We start from the raw sequence: 22972 nt of genomic DNA, 5'->3' as shown, positions 1-22972 counted from the left end.
TATATAGCATCAATAAAACACAAATAAACTAAATTCAATGAAAAAAATACTACTGTTTTTATTACTAACCGTAACAGCAAATTCCTTTGCTCAATTAGCTAAAGACAAATTACCAAAACCAGGTATAATTTCTGGTAAAGTAATAGACAACACCACAAAAGAAGCTTTACCGTATGTAAACATTATTATTAGAGATACTGAAAACAAAGTTCTTACTGGAGGTATTACAGATGATAACGGAATTTTTAAAATTAAAGATATTCCAAGAGGAAGCAGTTTAGTTGAAATTCAATTTATAGGATATAAAACGATTACCAAGAAAATAAATATCACTTCAAAAAAGAAAAGTATTGCTCTAGGAACCATTTCTTTAATTGAAGATGCTACAACTTTAGATGAAGTTGTTGTTCGTGCAGAAACCTCAACAGTTGTGCAAAAAGTAGACAGAAAAGTTATTAATGTTGGTAAAGATTTAACTTCCGCAGGTACAACTGCATCAGAATTACTAAACAATGTACAATCTGTAAGTGTAGATAGCCAAACAGGTAACATTAGTTTACGTGGAAATGAAAATGTACGTGTACTTGTAGATGGAAAACCAACTAATATGAGCGCTGCTCAAATGTTAAAACAAATACCTTCTTCTTCTATAAAAAGTATTGAATTAATTACAAATCCTTCAGCAAAATACAATCCAGAAGGAATGAGCGGAATTATAAATATAATTCTGAACAAGAACGCAAATATGGGTTTTAACGGATCTATAAATACAGGTGTTACAACTGGTCATTATACTCGTTTTAACGGTTCTACCAATATGAATTATAAAACAGGAAAAGTAAATTTCTTTGGAAATTACGGTTTCAATACTGGAGATAATTTAAATTACGGAGATATTATTAGACCAGAAAACAATAACCGTCAAAACTTTAGAGGTGTAAACGAAAACACGTCTCATTTAGCTAAAATTGGAGCAGATATTTATATCAATGATAAAAATACCTTATCATTTTACACCACTCAAAACTGGTTTATAAACGGAGGAACTTCTAGAGCTAGAGTTTTTGAGAATAATGTTGCAACTTCAGATGCCCCAAACACACAAAAAATTGACGGAACTTCTAGTGCTTACAACCTAAATTATAAAATAGATTTTGACAAAGAAGGCCATAATTTAGAATTTGAAACTACTTTTTCTAATTCAGATTCTCCTGAGAACTCTATAAATCAAGATTTAATTAACCCAAATACTAAGTTATTAAATTATGAAAATAGCATTAAAAACGATAGAGATAACACGTTAATTAATATTGATTATACAAATCCTATTTCTGAAAAAGGAAAGTTAGAAGTTGGTTTAGAATATAGAGTTAACAATACCGAAAATATTAATGTTACAGACCAAGAAGAATACACGTATTTAAGAGATACTAATGGAGAAATTGTGTATGATGTTAACGGAAATCCACAAATTACAGGAACAGAAAGAATAGGAAACTCTTCTTTTAATTACGATAGAAAAATTTATTCTGGTTATGTAAATTACGGTCATAACTTCGGAAAAGTAACCATGCAATTAGGTGCTCGTTTAGAACAATATAGTATTGAAGGAAACTTTAATTTAGAAAACGAAACACCTGCAAATGTTACTGATGATATTTTCTCTGTTTATCCATCTGCTTTTTTCACGTATAATCCTTCTGATAAAAATCAATTTCAATTTAGTTATAGTAAAAGAGTTGATAGACCTGGAATTGGACAAGTAAATCCAATTAGACAATGGAGTACTCCATTAATTACATCAATCGGAAATAAAGATTTGAATCCTCAGTTTACCGATTCTTACGAAATAAACTATACACGTAAAATTAAAAACGGTTCATTAACCTTTGGAACTTTTTATAGAGAAATTTCAGACAATATTTCTCGTGTAACTTATAAAGATCCAACAGATCCAAATGAAGTAAGACAAATATTATCTTTTGCAAATTTTGACGATACTAGTTCTTACGGACTTGAATTTTCTGCAAACTACAAAGTAAACAACTGGTGGCGTTTAAATTCTAGTATGGATTTTTATTCGCAAAAACAATTTGGAACAGCAGATTTAAGCGACCCAAATTCTCAAAGAATTGAAGTAACAAACCAAACTTTTAATGCAAGAGTTAGTAATAACTTTACAGCAACCAAAAACTTAAGGTTCCAATTATTTGCCATGTATCGTGGTCCTGGAGAAGATATTCAGTGGAAAGTGAAAGAAATGTGGATGATAAATGCCGGAGCAAGTTTAAACGTTTTAAAAGGAAAAGGAACTATTGGCTTTAGAGTTAATGATATTTTTAGCGGAATGAAATTTGGCTTCACTTCTACAAGACCTTATACACAAAACGGACAATTTAACTGGGAAAGCCACAGTGCAAACCTAAGTTTTAACTACCGTTTTGGATCAGGAAAAAACAAAGCGAAACAAAGACGTCAAAGAGACGATAATGAAAAACAAAATTCTGGTGGTTTTTAACATCATTTAGAATATCTGTTTAAAATAAAACCACAATTTGAATTTCAAATTGTGGTTTTATTATTTATTATATTTTTTTAGTACTTTTACTCGCTAATCAATTGCTAGCTAGTATGAAAAAGCTCCCTCTAATTCTGCTTTTTTTTAGTACGCTTAATTTATTTTCTCAAGAGGCTTCTGTTTCTGGGAATGTTATAGATTATGATACTAAAAAAGCATTACCGTATGTGAACATTATTTGTAAAAATGTTCAAGATTCTATTATAAATGGAACCATTTCTAACGAAAAAGGTCAATTTTTGGTTGACAAACTTCCGTTGGGAAAAACTAAAATCGAAATTCAGTTTATTGGTTATAAAACCATACTAAAACAAGTAGATTTTACACCAGAAAACTCACAACTCAATTTAGGTACACTTTCTTTACAAGAAGATGCTACACTTTTAAATGAAGTTGAAATACAAGCTGAAACCACTTCTATTACTCAAAAAATAGACAGACGAGTGGTTAATGTTGGTAAAGATTTATCTGCCGCAGGAACCAATGCGTTGCAAATGATGCAAAATATTCCTTCTGTGAGTGTAAACTTACAATCGGGTTCTGTTTCACTTCGTGGAAATGAAAATGTGCGTGTTTTGGTTGATGGAAAACCGTCTAATTTATCGTCTTCTCAGATTTTAAAACAAATTCCATCTTCATCCATAAAAAGTGTTGAATTAATTACCAATCCTTCGGCAAAATACAATCCTGAAGGCATGAGTGGAATTATAAACATCATCTTAAAAAAGAACACACAAATAGGTTTTAATGGTTCTCTAACACTTGGTGTAACACAAGGAGAAAACACCAGACCAACTGGCGCAATTAATCTTAATTATAGAACAGGAAAATTTAATTTCTACGGAAATTACAATCTAGATTGGGGAAAATATGAAACTTTAAACGAGCTTTCTAGAACCGATAAAGATTTACATCAACAAATGGATTTCTTAGATAATAGTACAAACCAAGTTATAAAAGTTGGTACAGATATCTATTTAAACGATAACAATACGTTTTCAATTTATACAACGCAAAATTTAAGCAAAACCGATTTTACAACCAACACACAAACAGTAGAAAACAACAACTTAATTTTACACACTCCAAACCTTGCTGAGTTTGACATTTCGGAAAGCACCTACAATGCAGACTATAAAATAGTTTTAGACACTTTGGGACAATCTTTAGAATTGGAAGCCAATTTTACACAAACTAAAAGTCCGGAAATAGATACAAACAGAGAATTGATAAATCCAAGTTCTAAATTGTACAATTACACCAATAATATTACCAATAATACCGATTCTTGGCTCATCAATTTAGATTATACAAAACCTTTTTCTGATACTGAAAAATTAGAATTCGGTTTAGAATCTAACACGCAAAAAACGTTTAACAATATTGTAACCGACCAAGAAGTTGAAACTGGCGGAACACCAGCAACAACAGCAAGAGGAAACACCAATTTTACGTACGACAGAGAAATCTATTCTGCCTATGTAAATTACAACAAAGATTTTGATAAATTCTCTTTACAAGCAGGTTTTCGTTTTGAGCAGTTTAATGTGGAAGGTATTTTTAGCAACACACAACAAGGTTTAACGGCTCCTTATAAAGATGAAATTTTTAGCGTGTATCCATCTGCTTTTTTAACGTATTTTCCTGATGATACAAACGAATTTCAACTAAGTTATAGCCGAAGAGTAGACCGACCTTCTATTGAGCAAGTTTCGCCAATACAAGAATGGACTTCTCCATTAACAATATCTACCGGAAACCAACAATTAACACCACAGTTTACCAATTCTTTTGAACTAAACTACACCAGAAATATAAAAACAGGTTATTTATATTTTGGAACCTTTTTTAGACGTGTTTCTGACCAAATTGGTAGAAACATAACTATTGATGCCAATAATATAGACAGACAGCTTATGTCTTATGAAAACTATAATAAATCTGACAGTTATGGTTTTGAAGCCTACGCAAGTTTAAAACCTAAAAAATGGTGGACTTTTAGCCCAGCATTTAACATGTACCTACAAGATAGAAATGGTTTGGTAAACAACCAAAACGTCACGGTAAAAAACACGCTATTTATTGCACAAATGAGCAATAGTTTTAAGGCAACTAAAAAATTATTTTTTCAGTTTTCTGGAACTTATGTGGGTAAAAACAAAACCGTACAATTTAACGTAGATTCTTATTATACGTTTAATGCGGGTGCAAAATTATCTGTTTTAAAAGACAAAGGCGCAATTACCTTAAACGGAACCGATATTTTTAACAACCTTAATGTTAGCTTTACCTCAACAAACCCATTTGCACAAACTGGTTATTTTAAAACAGAATTTAGAACTGCCTACTTAGGTTTTACCTACAATTTTGGAAGCAACAAATTTAAATCTAGAGCACGAAAAGAAAGAGAGAAAAACGAAACCGAAGGAAGTGGTGGCGTTTTGTAGAAATTGAGTTTATATTGCTATTCAAATTATTTAAATAAATCACCTAAGAGCTTTAAAGTTATTTTTCTCAAAGCTAAAACTGAATTTCGTAACTTTGAAGAATGCAAACAAAAATAGAAATAGAAAATAATCTGAACACTTTACCAAGTCAATTTGCGGACTTACTTGGTGTTGAATATGCTTCTACTGTTTCTAAAGAACACAAGAAAGTTAAAGGTCAATTTTTTACTCCTACTAAAATTTCAAATTTTATGGGAAGTATTGCATCTAAACCAACTTCTAAAAATATTACAATTTTAGACCCAGGTTGTGGAACAGCTATTTTAACTTGTTCTTTAATTGAAAAAATTGTTGAATTTGGACTTAATTCAATTGAATTAGTTGCTTATGAAAGTGATATAAAACTTTTTCCTTATACAGAACAATCTTTACAAAATTTAAAAAAATGGCTTAAAGAGAAAAATGTAAAATTTAAGTACACACTTTTAGCTAGTGATTTTATAGAAGATATGTCTATTTCTTTGAAAAAACACAAAGAATCATTTGATTACATAATATCTAATCCTCCATATTTTAAACTTTCAAAGGGCGATAAAAGAGTTGAACTTTTTCAAAATTTAGTTAAAGGACAATCAAATATTTATTCATTTTTTATGGCAGTTTCTGTTAATCTGCTAAAAAAAGATGGAGAATTAATTTTTATTGTACCAAGAAGCTTCGCTTCTGGTCAATATTTTAATTCTTTTAGAGATTATTTTTTTAGCCAAATAAACCTAAATTTCGTTCATCTTTTTAAATCAAGAAGTAAAACTTTTGATAGAGATAGTGTTTTACAAGAATTATTGATTTTAAAAGGAAATAAAAATAATTCAGAAAATGTCACTATTTCAACATCAGAAGGATTAAAAGATTTACAAGAATCTAAATTAAAAGAATATCACATTTCAGAAATTATTGACCTTAAATCAAAAGCAAAAATCTTACATCTTCCAACTACAAACTATGAAGAAAATGTAATGCAATTATTTAAGTCTTGGAAAAATAATTTAATAGATTTTAATATTCAAATATCAACTGGCCGAGTAGTTTCTTTTCGTTCAAGAGACCTTTTATTTGAAACTTATCAAAACACTACAATATTTCTAACTCCTTTGTATTGGTTACACAATGTAACTAAAATGTCTATTAATTGGCCAAATTTCATTCCAAAGAAAAGTCAATATATAAATATGACAGAAAAGTCAGAAAAATTATTATTACCTAACAAAAACTACGTTTTTTTAAGACGTTTCAGTTCTAAAGATGATAAAAGTCGCTTAATTGCTGCTCCATATTTTTCTCACTACAACAAAAACAAATTAATTGGCGTTGAAAATAAGTTAAATTACATTTATAATTTAGAAGGAGAATTACAAGAAAATGAAGCTATTGGAATAGCTGCACTTTTAAACTCTAACGTTTTCGACACCTATTTCAGAACTTTTAATGGGAATGTAAATGTTAGTGCTACAGAAATAAGATTAATGCCCTTTCCTCCTATCGAAACAATTAGAAAAGTTGGAAATCAACTTATTGAAAAAAACGATTATTCAGAAGAAACTATTAATAAAATTACAAGCCAATGGCTTACAGAAAATATTGAACTAATAAATGACTAAAATTGAAGAAGCACAAGTAATTCTAAAAGATTTAGGATTACCTAAACAACAACAAAATGAACTGTCTGCTTTAACTTTGTTAGCATTATGTGATATTTCTGAAAAAGACAATTGGAAGAATTCTAAAAAAATAAGTTTAGGAGTAAGTAAAGGAATAATGAAATTTTTCTCTGAAGTTTATAACAAAGATTATGCAGCAAACACTAGAGAAGCTGTTCGTAGAAATGTTTTACATCAATTTGAGCAAGCTAGAGTTGCAGACTATAATCCAGATATTCCTAATTTGCCAGTAAACAGTCCAAGAGCACATTATGCAATTTCAAAAGAAGCATTAAAAGTAATTCAAACTTTTGGTACAAAAAAGTGGGATTCTAATGCCAAAAATTTCAGAAATTCTATTGGAAATTTAGCAAAAGCATATGCTAAAAAAAGAGAAGTAGTTAGAGTTCCTGTAAAATTACCAAGTGGTAAGATACTTTCTTTGTCTTCTGGAAAACATAATGAAGTTCAAGCTGCAATTGTCGAACAATTCCGACCAGAATTTGCAGAAAATAGTGAACTCTTATATTTAGGAGATACAGAACAGAAAGATTTATATTCAGATAATAAAACTATGTCTGAAATTGGAATCCCAATCGACGAACATAGTAAATTACCTGATGTTGTTTTGTACGACAGAGAGAAAAACTGGCTATTTTTAATTGAGGCTGTTACTTCTCACGGACCCGTTTCTCCAAAAAGAATTGTTGAATTAGAGCAATTGTTGGAAAAATGTGATGCAGGAAAAATTTATGTCACAGCTTTTCCCGACTTTAAAGAATTTAAAAAATGGTCGAGTAAAATTGCTTGGGAAACTGAAATTTGGATTTGTGAAATGCCAAGTCATATGATTCATTTCAATGGAGATCGATTTATGGGACCAAGATAAATTCCTTTGAAACCATTAAAAAAACCGAAACTAAATAGTTTCGGTTTTTTAAATTTATATACTTTGCTAATAAATTCTTACCATTTAATAATAACAGAACCCCAAGTAAAACCACTACCAAAAGCAGCTAAGACCACTAAATCGTTGTCTTTAATTTTACCTTTTTCCCAAGCTTCTGTTAATGCAATAATTACAGAGGCTGCGGTTGTGTTACCGTATTTCATAATGTTGTTATATACTTTGTCGTTTGGTAACTGAAACTTCTTCTGTATAAATTGCGCGATACGTAAATTTGCTTGGTGCGGTATTAACATATCTATATCTTCTTTCTGTAAATTGTTAGCTTCTAAACCTTCGTTTATTGCTTCAGAAAAACGGGTAATTGCATGTTTAAATACAAATTGTCCGTCCATATAAGGAAAATACGTTTGATCTTCTGGATCGTTCTTTTCTAAAATTTCTGGTACCCAACGTTGTGTAGAAGGTCCTTCTAAAACTAATTTCGTAGCGTGTTTTCCTTCCGAATGTAAATGAGAAGATAAAATACCTCTACTTGCATCTTCTGAACGAGAAAGAACTGCTGCTCCTGCTCCATCTCCAAAAATTACAGTAACACCTCTACCACGTGTAGAACGTTCTAAACCACCAGAATGATTTTCTGCACCAATTACTAAAATGTTTTTATACATTCCGGTTTTTATAAACTGATCTGCAACAGACATTGAGTAAATAAAACCAGAACATTGGTTACGCACATCTAAGGCACCAATTGTTGGCATGTCTAACATTTCTTGTACTTGAACGCCACCTCCAGGAAAATACATATCTGGACTTAAGGTTGCAAATACAATAAAATCTATATCGTCTTTGGTTAAACCTGCGCGTTCAATGGCAATTCTAGCAGCTTTTGCTCCCATTACGGCAGTTGTATCTTCGGTTTTTGGGTCTATCCAACGACGTTCTTTAATTCCGGTACGTTCTTGAATCCATTCATCAGACGTATCCATCCATTGTTTTAAATCGTCATTAGTTACCACGTTTTCTGGAACGTAATAACCTAAACCTGTTATTTTTGAAGTATACATATTTTTTGTTGGTGTTTATTTAGCTGTTTGTAATATTTAAGGGTGTAAAAGTACGTTTTTTAAACAATTCGCACAAAATTAGAGAAATCTAAAATTACTTATTTCATTCTAAGAAAAAATGGCTGCAAAACTAGCATGAGGTTTATAATTTTTTCTCAGGAATTTTACTCATTGCATATTCCGAAATTGCCGTTATAGACAACGACGGATTTACACCTGGATTTGCAGAAATCATAGAACCATCACAAACCATCATATTTTTATATCCGAAAACCTTACATTCATTATCAATAACGCCTGAATTTTTATCTTTTCCCATAACTGCCCCACCTAAAATGTGCGCAGTTGTTGTAGTTCCTAATAAAACATCTGTAAAACTAGAATATGGAATTCCGTTTACTTTCTTGCCCAAAGTATTTGCTAATGAAATTGCTTCCGGAATAAAAGCTTCTGGCTTCCCTCCTTTTTGTGTGAGCGTTTTCATCTTTGTAAAACGTCCTTTTTTAATTTGCAACGTGCTATCTAAAGTTTGCATAAACAATAACAACGTAGTTCTTTGTGCGTAATTTTTAGCAAAAATTGTTTTAAGAAGTCTAATTGGTGCAATAAAAAGCAACCTAAACATTCCTAATATTCTAAATATAGCAAACTTGCTTTTTACAGTTGGCATTGTTAATACTCTTGAAAAACCAGAACCTTTTCCGTATCTAACAGGCTCTAAATGGCTATTTTTATCTGTATGTAAAATAGAACCAATGGCTATTCCTTTAGAATAATCTTTTCCATCGTTTTTGGTTGATGTAACCGATAATAATGATTCGTTATTAGTTCTAATATCTTTTCCAACAAAGTCGGATAAATTTTTCAAAGAAGTGTCTTTTAATTTTAACAACAACGGAATTGTTCCCATAACACCGCCAGAAAAAATAACGCCTTTTGCCGTTACACTTTCTTTCTTCTTTCTTCCAATACTGGCTTTGTAATTTACAGTATAACCTTTAGAAGTATCGTTTTTATCTAACGCTTCTACATTAAAAACTTCTTTTTCGGCAATTATTTTAGCGCCTAATTGCTGTGCTAAATGCAAGTAATTTTTATCTAAAGTGTTTTTAGAATTGTATCTACAACCCGTCATACAAGCGCCACAATGAATGCAGCCTTTTCTATCTGGACCTTTTCCATCAAAATAAGGATCTGCTACTTTTTTACCAGGTTCTCCAAAAAAGACAGCCACTTTTGTAGGCTCAAAATCTTTTTCTTTTCCTAAGTCTTTCGCAATATCTTTTATCAGTAAATCGGCATCGTGCAATTTTGGATTTACAGCTGCACCTAACATTTTATGAGCAGTTTTATAAAACGGCTCTAAGGTTTCTTGCCACGAATTTAAATTTGCCCAACTTCCTGTTTTAAAAAAATCTTCTTTTGGAACTGGTAATGTGTTTGCATAGGTTAAAGAACCGCCGCCAACACCAACGCCAGAAAGCACTGTAACGTGATTTAAAAATGTCATTTTAAAAATTCCGTGTAATCCAAATCTGGGATTCCACATCCATTTTTTTAGGTTCCAGTTGGTCTTCGGAAAATCTTTTTCTCCAAACCATTTTCCTTTTTCTATAACCAATACTTTATATCCTTTTTCAGACAAACGCAATGCGCTAACGGAACCTCCAAAACCACTTCCAATAATTACATAATCGTACTCTAAATCTGCCATAAATCAAAAATAATTACTTGATGCTAAAATTAGCTAAAAAATAAGTGAGAATATATCATCTTAACAAAAGTCTTTCTTTAATATAAGTTATAATATTATATACTTTAGTTTAAAAACATTAACATTTCATTTTACAAGAATATTATAGAAACGTATTCTTTTTCATTATCTTTATCTTCACTAAAACCAACTTAATGAAAACCAAATACTTATGAAGACAAAAATTCTATTAATCGTTTTATTCTTAGCGAGCTTTTCGTTTGCTCAAGAAAATTTATCCTATCAAAAGCCTTCTAAAGAAATTTTAGATTTGGCAGATGTAGATTTAGCTCCTGGAGTACAAATTGACAGTAAAGGTGAAAACATGGTTCTTCTTTACAGAAATCAATATAAATCTATCGCAGAACTTTCTGAAACTGAATTACGTTTGGCGGGATTGAGAATTAACCCTGTTACCAATATAGGAAGTAGAACCACTTTCTACACAAATTTAAAGGTTAAAAAAACTGGAAGTAAAGATGCTAAACAAGTAACAAATTTACCAGAAAACCCTCGCTTGTCTGGATTTTCTTGGTCACCTGATCAAAGTATGATGGCATGCTTAAACACCACAAAAACAGGAGTAGAAGTATGGGTTGTTAATATTTATAACGGTAATGCAACTAAAATTACCGAAGCAAATATTAATGCGAATATGGGAAGCACTATTAATTGGTTTAAAGACAATAAACACCTATTAATTAAAACATTGCCTAGCAATAGAAAACCTTTAATAAATACAGCTACAGCAATACCAAACGGACCTACAGTTTCGGTAAGTAATGGTTCTAAAGCTCAAAACAGAACCTATCAAGATTTATTAAAAACACCAAATGATGAATTGAATTTTCAACAATTAGCATCTTCAGAAATAAAAAAAGTATCAATTAATGGTAAAGTCGAAAATTTTCTACCAACGGATATGTATAGAGGAATTAGTTTTTCTCCAGATGGAAACTTTGTAATGGTTACTAAAATAAAACGTCCGTTTTCTTACTTAGTTACCTACTCTCGTTTTCCTAGTGAAAGTAGCGTTTATGACTTAAATGCAAATCTTGTAAAAACTGTAAATAAAGTTTCTTTAGATGAAGTAAGACCAAAAGGTTTTATGGCTACGAGAAAAGGAAAACGTAATATGAACTGGAGATCAGACAAACCTGCAACCTTATTTTGGGCAGAAGCTTTAGATAGTGGTGATCCAGAAATTAAAGTTAAATATAGAGACGCTGTTTATGAACTAAATGCGCCTTTTAATAGTAATCCAAAATTAATTTTAAAAACCAAACAACGTTTCTCAGGAATACAATGGGGAAATGATAAAATAGCTGTTGCTTACGATTATTGGTGGAATACTAGAAATACTAAAACATATTTATTTAACCCTTCGGATGCTAACAGCGAAGCTAAAATAATTTCAGACAGAAGTTATCAAGATGTTTACAGTGATCCCGGAAATTTTGTTACCACTAAAAACAAATTTGGTAAGTACACATTAGACATACAAGACGATAAACTCTTTTTAATGGGTGATGGATTTACTAAAGAAGGACAATTTCCTTTTGTAGATGAATACAGTTTAAAAACTAATAAAAATAATCGTTTGTATCAATCTAAATATACTGATAAACTTGAAACATTGAGTTCAGCTATCAATATGAAAAAAGGTGAGATATTAGTTCGAATTGAATCGCAAACGGAATATCCTAATTATTATATTCGAAATTTAAAAAATGGAAACCTTAAACCTATAACTGCATTTAAAAACCCATTTAAAAGTTTAACAGATGTAAACAAACGTGTTATTAGTTATAAACGTGATGATGGATTAGATTTAGAAGGCACACTATACTTACCACTTAACTATGAAAAAGGGAAAAAATATCCTATGATATTATGGGCTTATCCAAGAGAATTTAAAGACAAAGCAAGCGCTTCTCAAAGCACAGCAAATCCAAATGAATTTATCTATCCATATTGGGGTTCTCCAATTTACTGGATTACAAAAGGATATGTTGTTTTAGATGATGCTGCTTTCCCAATTGTTGGAGAAGGAACCAATGAGCCTAATGATAAGTTTCGCACACAATTAGTAGGTAATGCCAAAGCTGCAATTGACGCAGTTGATAATTTAGGCTATATAGATAGAAATAAAGTTGCTGTTGGAGGACATAGTTATGGTGCATTTATGACCGCAAATTTACTATCTCATTCCAATCTTTTTGCCGCAGGTATTGCTAGAAGTGGTGCTTATAACAGAACACTAACTCCATTTGGTTTTCAAAGTGAAGAACGTAGTTATTGGGAAGCGCCAAATGTTTATTATAACATGTCTCCTTTTATGCATGCAGATAAAATGAAAACCCCATTGTTATTAATTCACGGAGTAGCAGACAATAATTCAGGGACATATCCGCTACAAAGCGAGCGTTATTTTAATGCTTTAAAAGGCTTAGGAGCAACTGTTAGATTGGTAATGCTACCTAAAGAAAGTCATGGATATAGAGCAAAAGAATCTATTATGCACATGCTTTGGGAACAAGATCAGTGGTTAGAGAAATACGTAAAAAATAAAGAAACACTTAATTTTAATAATAATAAAATGAAGAACTAGTTTTATTAAAATAATCAATCAAACCACTCTTATTTTAAGAGTGGTTTTTTTTATGTCATCTTGTCACAAAATGACCTTTGGTATTTTTTTTGACTATTCACTAATCATAAATACTAAATTAAAAAAACACATATAAAATGGCAAAAGGAAATATTAATGTATCAGTAGAAAATATTTTTCCACTGATTAAAAAATTCTTGTATTCTGATCACGAAATATTCTTACGTGAGTTAATTTCTAACGGAACAGATGCAACTACAAAATTAAAACACCTTATTTCTATTGGTGAAGCAAAAACCGAGTTAGGCGATGCAAAAATTGAAATTAGCATTAACAAAGAGGCTAAAACCATAACTATTAAAGATCAAGGTTTAGGAATGACGGCTGATGAAGTTGAAAAATACATCAACCAAATTGCATTTTCTGGAGCCGAAGAATTTTTAGATAAATACAAAGATGATAAAAACGAAACAGGTGTTATTGGACACTTTGGTCTTGGTTTTTATTCTGCTTTTATGGTTGCTGATAAAGTTGAGTTAATTACAAAATCTTTTAAAGACGAACCTGCTGCACATTGGACTTGTGACGGTTCTCCAGAATTTACTTTAGAAGCACACGACAAAACTGACAGAGGAACCGAAATTATTTTACACGTTGCAGAAGATTCTTTAGAATTTTTAGAAGAAAGTAAAATTGGTGGTTTATTAAACAAATACAATCGTTTTAACCAAGTGCCAATTAAATTTGGAACTAAGCAAGTTAACGATCCAGATTTTACACCAAAAACTACAACAGATGCTGAAGGTAAAGAAACTACGGAACCTCACAAGCAAATTGAAGTAGACGCAATTATAAACAATACAGAACCTGCTTGGACAAAAGCTCCTGCAGATTTATCGGATGAAGATTATACAAATTTTTACAGAGAATTGTATCCAACACAGTTTGAAGAGTCTTTATTCCACATTCATTTAAATGTAGATTATCCGTTTAACTTAACAGGAATTTTATTCTTCCCTAAGTTATCTCAGAATTTAGACATGCAAAAGGACAAAATCCAATTGTATCAAAACCAAGTATATGTAACTGATAATGTTGAAGGAATTGTACCAGACTTTTTACAGATGTTAAAAGGTGTTATTGATTCTCCAGACATTCCATTAAACGTTTCTCGTTCTGGTTTACAAGCAGATGGAGCTGTTAAGAAAATATCGGGTTACATTACTAAAAAAGTAGCTGATAAATTAGCTTCTCTTTTCAAAAAAGACAGAGCAGATTTTGAAACTAAATGGAACGATATTAAAGTAATTATTGAATACGGAATGTTGTCTGAAGATAAATTCTTTGACAAAGCGAAGAAATTTGCCTTATATCCAACAGTTGCAGATACGTACTTTACGTTTGATGAGTTGATTGAAAAAACAAAAGACACACAAACTGACAAAGACGGAAATCACGTTATTTTATATGCATCTAACAAAGAAGCACAACACAGCTATATACAAGATGCAACTGCAAAAGGTTATGAAGTATTGTTATTAGATTCTCCAATTATTTCTCATTTAATGCAGAAATTAGAAACTTCTGGCGATGTTAAAATTCAGTTTACACGTGTAGATGCAGATTTTATTGATAATTTAATTAAGAAAGACGAAACGGTTATCTCTAAACTTTCTGATGAAGAAAAAGAGAAATTAAAACCAGTTATTGAAGGTGCTGTAAACAACAAAAGCTATACAGTTCAATTAGAAGCTATGGATTCTGCTGCTTCTCCGTTCTTAATTACGGTTCCAGAATTTATGCGTAGAATGAAAGAAATGCAAGCGTCTGGTGGCGGTGGCGGAATGATGGGAATGGGTAATTTACCAGAAATGTATAATTTAGTGGTAAATACAAACAGCCCGTTAGTTTCTGATATTTTAAACGCAAATGAAGAAGATCAAAAACGTTTAACTACGCAAGCTTTTGATTTAGCAAAATTATCTCAAAACCTATTACATGGAGAAGAGTTAACAAACTTTATTAAACGTTCTTACGAGTTAATTAAGTAATAAACATCATTGCGAGGAACGAAGCAATCTGTCAATTAAAATTAAAAAGATTGCCACGTCATTCTTCCTCGCAATGACAGATAAATTATAAACCTCTTTGTGAAAACAGAGAGGTTTTTTGTTTTGTATATTTGTGTAAAATCAATTACAACTCAAAATGAAAAAAATACTTCTATCAATTTTTGCAATTTCATTAGTACTTGTTTCTTGTAAAAATGAAACATCAAATGAAGCAAAAACAGTTTCAGAAAACACTGAATTTAATCAGCTTTTAAAAGAGTATAACGAAGGTAAGTTAAAACTGAATCCAATTAATGCAACCTATGCTGGAGACAATCGTTTTAACGATCAATTTCCTAATACAATCTCTAAGGAATACAAACTAGCAACCAAAGATTTTTACACTAATTACAAAACAAAACTAGAGAACTTTAAAGACGATGCTTTAACGGAAAGCCAGCAAATGAGTAAAGCTGTTTTAGATTGGGATTGCGATATGGCTTTAGCGCAAAATAGCTTTAAAAACGATGCTTTAATGCCAATAAACCAAATGTGGACCATCAATTTAACAATGGGACAATTAGCAAGCGGAAGTAGCGCGCAACCATTTAAAACTGTACAAGATTATGAAAATTGGTTAGGTAGGTTAAATGGCTTTTATAGTTGGATGCAAACTGCTATTAAAAACATGCGCCAAGGAGCAAAAGAAGGATATGTATTACCAACTTCATTAATTAAAAAGGTAATTCCACAGTTTAAAGGTTTGGCAAAAACAAAAACTACAGAACACTTATTCTACTCGCCTATAAATAATTTTCCAGATAGTTTTTCTGCTGATGAAAAAAAGGGATTGACAAGAAAGTATACCAACATGTTAGATGATAAGTTGATTCCTATTTTCAACTCTATGCACACTTTTTTAACTACAAAATATTTACAAGAAGGTAGAAAAAGTAGCGGTATCTCTTCAATTCCCAACGGAATGGCGTATTACAGGCATGCTATAAAAAATTACACCACTACAAACATGTCTGCTGACGAAATTCACAAACTTGGCTTAAGAGAAGTTTCTCGAATTTTAGCTGAAATGAAAAAAGTAAAAAAAGAAGTTAGATTTAAGGGAACTTTAAAGGAGTTTTTTAATGACGTTCGTGGAAATCAAGCATTAATGCCTTATACAACTCCAAAACAGATTATCGATAATTTTAATACGATTCATGAAAAAATGAAGCCGCAATTAGAAAAATTATTCGGTAACAAACCCAAAACTCCATTTGTAGTTAAACAAACCGAAAAGTTTAGAGAAGCATCTGCAAGTGCAGAATACAATCCTGGTTCTTTAGACGGAACAAGACCTGGTGTTTTTTACACACCAATTCCTGATGCTTCAAAATACAATGTGTTTTCTGACGAAGCGTTGTTTTTACACGAAGCAATTCCTGGACATCATTACCAGATTTCATTAACGCAAGAAAATCAAGACTTACCAGATTTCAGAAAAACATTATGGTACAGTGCTTATGGTGAAGGTTGGGCTTTATATACAGAAAACTTAGGAAAAGAATTAGGCTTATACACAGATCCATATCAATATTTTGGAATGTTAGGGATGGAAATGCACAGAGCAATTAGGTTAGTTGTAGATACAGGAATCCATGCAAAAGGTTGGTCTCGAGAAAAAGCAATTCAATATTCTTTAGACAATGAAGCAGAAAGCGAAGCAAGTATTATTTCGGAAATTGAACGTTATATGGCAAATCCAGGACAAGCCTTATCATATAAAATTGGGCAATTAAAAATACGCGAATTACGTGCAAAAGCTAAAAAGCAATTAGGCAATAAATTTGACATTAGAGAATTCCACAATCAAGTTTTAGAAACTGGTTGTATTCCTTTAGCTTTATTAGAAAACAAAATTGATAACTGGATTGCTTCAACAAAGTAATCTATAATTTTAACATCATAAAAACCTCTTTAGAAATCTTTAAAGAGGTTTTTTTTGTACTTTTAAACTCTAATTTTTACAAATGAAAAAACTTACACTCCTATTTTTAGTAATTACCTCTACATTAATAGCACAAACCGATGCTAAAATTTACGACATTATAAATGCTGTCTCTTCGGAAAGAATTAAAGCGGATATAAAAACATTAACAGAATTCGGAACCAGAAACACCTTTTCTGATACGGTCTCAAACACTCGTGGAATTGGTGCTGCTCGTCGTTGGATAAAATCGGAATTCGATAAAATTTCTACCAATTGCAACAATTGTATCAATACGTTTTACCAAAAGGATTTTGTAACCAAAGAAGGTAACAGAAGAGTTCCACATGATGCTTGGATTGTAAATGTTGTTGCAATTCAAAAAGGAACAAAATACCCAAACAAATTTGTTATTATGAGTGGTGATATAGATTCGCGCGCAAGTGATACCATGGATTTTAAAACAGATGCTCCTGGAGCAAATGACAATGCTTCTGGAATGGCAGGAACTATTGAAGCTGCAAGAGTTTTAAGTAAATACAAATTTGAAAGCAGCATTATTTATGTTGGCTTATCTGGTGAAGAACAAGGTCTTTTTGGTGGCGCTGGTTTAGCAAAATACGCAAAAGAAAAAGGTTGGGAAATAATTGGTGTTTTAAACAATGATATGATTGGAAATATTACCGGAGTTGATGGTGTTATTGACAACAGAGCTTTTAGGATATTTAGTGAACCTGTTCCTGCAAACGAAACAGAAAGACAACGAAAAATGCGTCGTTTTTATGGTGGAGAAGTTGACGGAATTTCACGTCAATTAGCGAGATATATTCACAAAAACACAAAAACGTATATGCCAGAAATGAATCCTATGATGATTTATAGATTAGATCGTTTTGGTCGTGGTGGTCATCACAGACCTTTTAACGATTTAGGCTTCGCCGGAATTAGAATTATGGAAGCGCATGAAAATTACACACAACAACATCAAGATATTAGAACCGAAAACGGCATAAAATACGGAGATACTTTTGAGCATGTTAACTTTGGTTATGCTAAAAAATTAACGGCTGTAAATGCAATTAACTTAGCTTCTTTAGCTTGGGCTCCAGAAGCGCCAAAAGAAGTTGCAATTGGCGGAATTGTGCAAGCATCAGCTAAACTAAAGTGGAGTAAAGTTGAAGGAGCAAAAGGTTATAAAATATATTGGAGAGATACAACCAGTCCAACTTGGGACAATTCTAGATATGTTGAAGCTACTGAATTTACTTTAGAAGGAATTGTAATTGATAATTTCTTTTTTGGAGTTGCTGCTGTAGGAAAAAATGGACATGAAAGTGTAGTTGTTTTTCCGAATAAAATTATGCGATAATGTCAGAAAAACCAGAACTCTATTTTAAAAATGATATCGAATGGAGAAAATGGCTTTCAGAAAATCATATTTCATCCGAAGGAATTTACCTTATTTTTTATAAAGTAGAAAACATAGAGGAATCTATGCGTTGGGAAGAAGCCGTAAAAGTTGCACTCTGTTTTGGTTGGATAGATTCCACCGTAAAAAGTTTAGGCAACGGAAAACGAAGACAATATTTCTGTAAACGAAATCCAAAAAGTGTTTGGAGTGCCCTCAATAAAAAATACATTATAGAATTATCCGCAAATAAATTAATGCACAAAAGTGGATTAGAAATTATAAAAACCGGAAAACAAAATGGTTCGTGGACTGCTTTAGATGATGTAGAAAAACTAATTATTCCTCAAGACTTACAAATAGAATTTGATAAAAATAAAGTCGCTTTTAAAAATTATCAAAACTTTGCACCAAGTTATAAAAAGAGCTATTTGTATTGGTTAAAACAAGCTAAAAGAGAAGCAACTCGCCTAAAACGTTTAAATGAAATTATTAAATTTTGTACTAATAATATAAAATCTAGAAGTAATTGGTAACCGTATAACATTAACATAATTTTAAGTATATTAGGAAACTCTTAAAAACAACAATAATGCAATTAGAAGAACTTGTAGTTCAATTTAAAAACAAAAACGTAAAAGCTTTTGAATCCCTTTACGAAATGTATAACGACAGTGTATCTGGAGTTATTTTCAACATCTTAAGAGACAAAGAATTAGCGCAAGAAGTTACCCAAGATGTATTTATAAAAGCTTGGAATAACGCAGATACATATTCAGCAAAAAAGGGTAGATTTTTTACTTGGATTATTAATATTGCAAGAAATGCTGCTATAGATAAAACACGTTCTAAAAATTTTAAGAACAATTCTAAAAACCTTGATGCCAATATTTTCGTAGATATATTAGAGACACATGATAGTTTAGACAATAGTACTGATGCAATTGGTATTAAAAACTTTGTAGGAAAGCTTAAAGACACCTGTAAAAAATTGATTGAATTACTTTATTTTAAAGGTTTTACACAAAAAGAAGCTTCTGAGAACTTAGAGATTCCGTTAGGAACTGTAAAAACTAGAAATAGAAATTGTTTGAACGAATTAAGAGTAATGCTTAAATAATATGGATAAAAACGAACACATACAATCTGGGATTTTAGAGTTATATGTTGCCGGTGCACTTTCTGAAAAAGAAAATGAACAGGTGTATCAACTTATTCAGGATCATCCAGAAATTTTAAACGAAATAAAAGAAATAGAAAAAACTATTTCTGTATTAACAGCAAGTGTTGCTCCAAAAGAAACAGATACTTCTTTTAAAAATATCCTTATTAAATTGGTTCAAGATAGAGAAAGACCAAGTAAGGTTATTCCTATTCAGAAACCTAAAAATAATTGGGTTACCTATACTGGTTGGGCCGCTTCAATTTTAATTGGTAGTACGTTATTATTTAATGTTATAAATAACAATACTTTAAACAACCAATTAGCTGAAGAGAAACAACAGTTTGAAAAGCAATTAGATAAAGCAAATTCTAGTTTAGCTGAAAACGAAAAATTACTTACCGTAATTAGAGATAAAGATATTGTTACAATTCCGCTAGCGGGACAAAATGTTTCTCCGGAATCTTATGCAAAGGTTTACTGGAATAAAAATAGTAAAACCATTTATTTAGATGTTAAAGGTTTACCAGATCCTCCAGAAGGAAAAGTATACCAAGTTTGGTCTTTAAAGTTAAATCCATTAACACCAACAAGTTTGGGAACTATAGATGGTTTTTTAGCTGATGCTAACAAAATCTTTAATATTGACAATCCAAACGATTCTCAAGCCTTTGGAATTACTTTAGAACCAACTGGCGGAAGTGAATCTCCAACAATGGATCAATTATATACTTTAGGAGCCGTATAAAAATAAGAATATTTTTATAATATAAAATAGCCGCTATATAGCGGCTATTTTTTTTATTAATAACAATTCTCTACTAAAAATTTATTATTAATTGGGCTGATTGAAAGTCCCCCGAATTCCAACCAACTAAACTTTAAAATGTATAACTAATAGATAGTTTTGCAGAAAATGGCGTTCCTGGAGTAAAATGAATTTCTTCTACTGAATCTGTTTCATTTTGCAATCTAGACTCTGTTGCAAACTGCGTTTCATTCCATTCAACATCAAATAAATTTTCTATGGATACACCAAGTGTTATAGCATTCATCTTATAATTTAAATTTGCATCAGCAACAAAATATCCTTCAGCTGTAATTGAGTAATCTTCATTAGCGGCTCTATCACCAATATATTTATAGTTAATTCCGCCTGAAAAATTGTGATAATCATTTAAAGATAAACCTCCTGTTAAAGTAACATCTGGCGCTAAAGGAATATAATCTTGACCAGCAGCTTCTTCTAAACTTCTAGCTTTTGTAAATGTTGCATCTGTATTAAAATATAACCAATCTGTAAATTGATAACGTATTCCTAAGTCTAAACCATAACGTTGCGATTCTCCTGAAGGTTCTACTATACCTGCATCTCCAACATACACAAACTCTTCTTCAGATAACAAATACCAAAGCGCTGTGTTTATTATTAATTTTGAAGTTGGCTTCCAACTATTTCCAAAATCTAAACCATAAGCTCTTGGTAAGGTTTTATTTGTTTGCTTTACAACTACACGTGTGTCATTTGAATGAAAACCAATACCCGATTTTAGAAACCATTGTACATTTTCATTTGGAGTATAGGTGAAATTTAATTTTGGATTTACTATTGCCTTTGATGCCGACTCTGTTGAATAAGTTGGCTGCAATGCATCATTATACTGAAATTTAAAATAATCTAAACGTAAAGCTGGCTCAATTGTAAAGTCTCCAAATTCAAATTCAGAATTTAAAAAAGCATAAAAATTAGTTTGATTTACATCACCCAACTGAATATTATTAAGCGTAGTTTTTCTATTTAATGTGTGTGATAATTCAACATTTTTTACATTATCGTTTCGTAAACCTGTTCCGGCAGTAATTTTTGCTTCAGTATTAAAAATGGTTACATCTTTAGAAAACTGTGTATTAAAACCAAAAATATCTCTGTCTTCATATTGCTTAATCTGATCTCCATTTACTGGGTCTTCTAAAAAGAACGTAAAGTTAGAAAATAATTTGAAATCATATTTTGTATAAAAAACGTTAGTTTGCATCGCTACATCATTATCTAACGTTTTATTGTATTGTAAATTTAGATTTGTTCTTGAAGTTTCTCCTCCTTCAGTATCATCAATAGAACCAAAACGAGTTATGTTTCCGTTTGCAACTTCCCTTACTGGAATTTGCCCAGAAGCATCCCATTTACTTGTAAAATGTGAAGTAGAAATAGTAAACTTACTATTGTCTTTTAAATAGGTGTTGTATTTAGCAAATAAGTTAATTCTACTGAAATTTTGAGGAGATTCCACAAAACCATCTGTAGCTAAATATTCTATAGCAACGTATGCATTTTCATTGGTTTTCTTCCCTAATAAATTAAACAAACCTAAAGTTCTAAAGGTATTAAACTGACCAATACCAATATTTATTTGGCTTTCTTGAATTGTAGATTTTGTTTTAAAATCTACATAACCAGCCGTATTAAAATCTCCATGATTTGCGTAATAAGGACCTTTACCAAAGTTTATTTTCTGAATAGTTTCAGGAATTAAAAAATGTAAATCGCTATAACCTTGTCCATGCGCATGAGAAACCATATTTACTGGCATTCCGTCTACAGACAAGCTTAAATCTGTACCATGATCAATATCAAAACCTCGTAAAAATATTTGTTCAGCTTTACCTCCACCAGCATGTTGACCAATGAATAAACCTGGCACTTTTTGTAAAATTTCTTGTGATGAATTAACCGGGTTCTTAGCTAAATCCATTTTTACAACTGTTTGAATTGGATCCATTCTTTTAGTTAATACCAATTCATCTAATAAAAACACTTTAGTTTCTAAAACTAATGTCGTTTCATTTTTAAGTTTAGACTCATTTAAGGTAATTTTTTTCTTTTCATAACCTAAAATAGCTACTTCAATTATATCTCCAATGCTACTGTTTTCTAAAGAGAAAAGACCATTTACATTTGTATGTGTGTGACTGTTTGAAGTTGTATTATAGACATATACATCTTCTAATGACTCATTACTTGTATTAATTACACGACCTGAGAATGTTTGCGAAAAACTTTGCAAGCTAAATAAAGCTATAAAGACAGTTAATATAGTTTTTGTTTTCAATGTTTTTGTTTTAAAAAGTTGATTCGTAGTTGTTTTTGGAATAATAAATGAAAAAAAATCTAAACTCGAAATATAAGAATTACCTATACCTCAATTTTTATTTTAAATCTTAAAATTTTCTTATTTTTTAATAGAAAATAGCCGCCTTTTGAGCGGCTATTTATTGTTAATAACAAACCCTCTTATAAAATTTATTA

General features: G+C 31.1%; 14 protein-coding genes. 11 read left to right on the top strand and 3 right to left on the bottom strand.

Annotated features, from left to right (window positions below):
- The first annotated feature begins 37 nt into the window (after nt 1-37).
- The 4 genes from LPB136_RS01270 to LPB136_RS01255 all read left to right on the top strand — a co-directional run bounded on the left by LPB136_RS01270 (nt 38) and on the right by LPB136_RS01255 (nt 7611).
- Nucleotides 38-2518, top strand: a complete 2481-nt coding sequence (locus tag LPB136_RS01270; protein ID WP_072554401.1) for a TonB-dependent receptor — start codon at nt 38-40, stop codon at nt 2516-2518.
- 113 nt (nt 2519-2631) lie between these two features.
- Nucleotides 2632-5025 carry a TonB-dependent receptor gene (locus LPB136_RS01265; RefSeq protein WP_072554400.1) on the top strand — a complete coding sequence of 798 codons (2394 nt, stop codon included), beginning with the start codon at nt 2632-2634 and terminating at the stop codon, nt 5023-5025.
- Nucleotides 5026-5126: 101 nt separating this feature from the next.
- The gene (locus LPB136_RS01260) at nt 5127-6683 is read left to right on the top strand and encodes an Eco57I restriction-modification methylase domain-containing protein (protein ID WP_072554399.1); all 1557 of its coding nucleotides are present in this window, start codon (nt 5127-5129) and stop codon (nt 6681-6683) included.
- A complete protein-coding gene (locus LPB136_RS01255) occupies nt 6676-7611 on the top strand; it encodes a BsuBI/PstI family type II restriction endonuclease (RefSeq protein WP_072554398.1) in 936 nt (311 codons plus the stop codon). The genes LPB136_RS01260 and LPB136_RS01255 overlap by 8 nt, the downstream gene beginning before the upstream one ends.
- A gap of 77 nt (nt 7612-7688) precedes the next feature.
- Here LPB136_RS01255 and LPB136_RS01250 read toward each other — a convergent pair whose 3' ends face one another.
- Complete coding sequence (locus tag LPB136_RS01250) at nt 7689-8696, bottom strand: 3-oxoacyl-ACP synthase III family protein (protein ID WP_072554397.1); 1008 nt, start codon at nt 8694-8696, stop codon at nt 7689-7691.
- Nucleotides 8697-8838: 142 nt separating this feature from the next.
- On the bottom strand, nt 8839-10410 hold the full coding sequence (locus LPB136_RS01245) for a GMC oxidoreductase (RefSeq protein WP_072554396.1): 1572 nt from the start codon (nt 10408-10410) through the stop codon (nt 8839-8841).
- Between the two features lie 211 nt (nt 10411-10621).
- Between LPB136_RS01245 and LPB136_RS01240 the strand changes: the two genes are divergently transcribed.
- The 7 genes from LPB136_RS01240 to LPB136_RS01210 all read left to right on the top strand — a co-directional run bounded on the left by LPB136_RS01240 (nt 10622) and on the right by LPB136_RS01210 (nt 20413).
- On the top strand, nt 10622-13060 hold the full coding sequence (locus LPB136_RS01240; RefSeq protein ID WP_072554395.1) for an alpha/beta hydrolase family protein: 2439 nt from the start codon (nt 10622-10624) through the stop codon (nt 13058-13060).
- A gap of 137 nt (nt 13061-13197) precedes the next feature.
- On the top strand, nt 13198-15111 hold the full coding sequence (gene htpG / locus LPB136_RS01235; protein ID WP_072554394.1) for a molecular chaperone HtpG: 1914 nt from the start codon (nt 13198-13200) through the stop codon (nt 15109-15111).
- 157 nt (nt 15112-15268) lie between these two features.
- A complete protein-coding gene (locus LPB136_RS01230; RefSeq protein WP_072554393.1) occupies nt 15269-17056 on the top strand; it encodes a DUF885 domain-containing protein in 1788 nt (595 codons plus the stop codon).
- A gap of 82 nt (nt 17057-17138) precedes the next feature.
- Nucleotides 17139-18464, top strand: coding sequence for a M28 family peptidase (locus tag LPB136_RS01225; RefSeq protein WP_072554392.1), 1326 nt, complete (start codon nt 17139-17141; stop codon nt 18462-18464).
- Nucleotides 18464-19039 carry a YdeI/OmpD-associated family protein gene (locus tag LPB136_RS01220; protein ID WP_072554391.1) on the top strand — a complete coding sequence of 192 codons (576 nt, stop codon included), beginning with the start codon at nt 18464-18466 and terminating at the stop codon, nt 19037-19039. Before LPB136_RS01225 ends, LPB136_RS01220 begins: the two co-directional genes overlap by 1 nt.
- 56 nt (nt 19040-19095) lie before the next feature.
- Nucleotides 19096-19623: an RNA polymerase sigma factor gene (locus LPB136_RS01215; protein ID WP_072554390.1), complete on the top strand. Its 528-nt coding sequence runs from the start codon at nt 19096-19098 to the stop codon at nt 19621-19623.
- Nucleotide 19624: 1 nt separating this feature from the next.
- A complete protein-coding gene (locus tag LPB136_RS01210; protein WP_072554389.1) occupies nt 19625-20413 on the top strand; it encodes an anti-sigma factor in 789 nt (262 codons plus the stop codon).
- Nucleotides 20414-20546: 133 nt separating this feature from the next.
- Here the strand turns inward: LPB136_RS01210 and LPB136_RS01205 are convergent, their stop codons facing one another.
- Nucleotides 20547-22775 (bottom strand): TonB-dependent receptor, encoded by a 2229-nt coding sequence (locus LPB136_RS01205; protein WP_072554388.1) that lies wholly within the window; start codon nt 22773-22775, stop codon nt 20547-20549.
- Nucleotides 22776-22972 lie beyond the last annotated feature (197 nt).

Source organism: Tenacibaculum todarodis, assembly GCF_001889045.1.
Taxonomy (GTDB): domain Bacteria; phylum Bacteroidota; class Bacteroidia; order Flavobacteriales; family Flavobacteriaceae; genus Polaribacter; species Polaribacter todarodis.
This window is presented reverse-complemented; position numbering and strand designations above follow the sequence as displayed.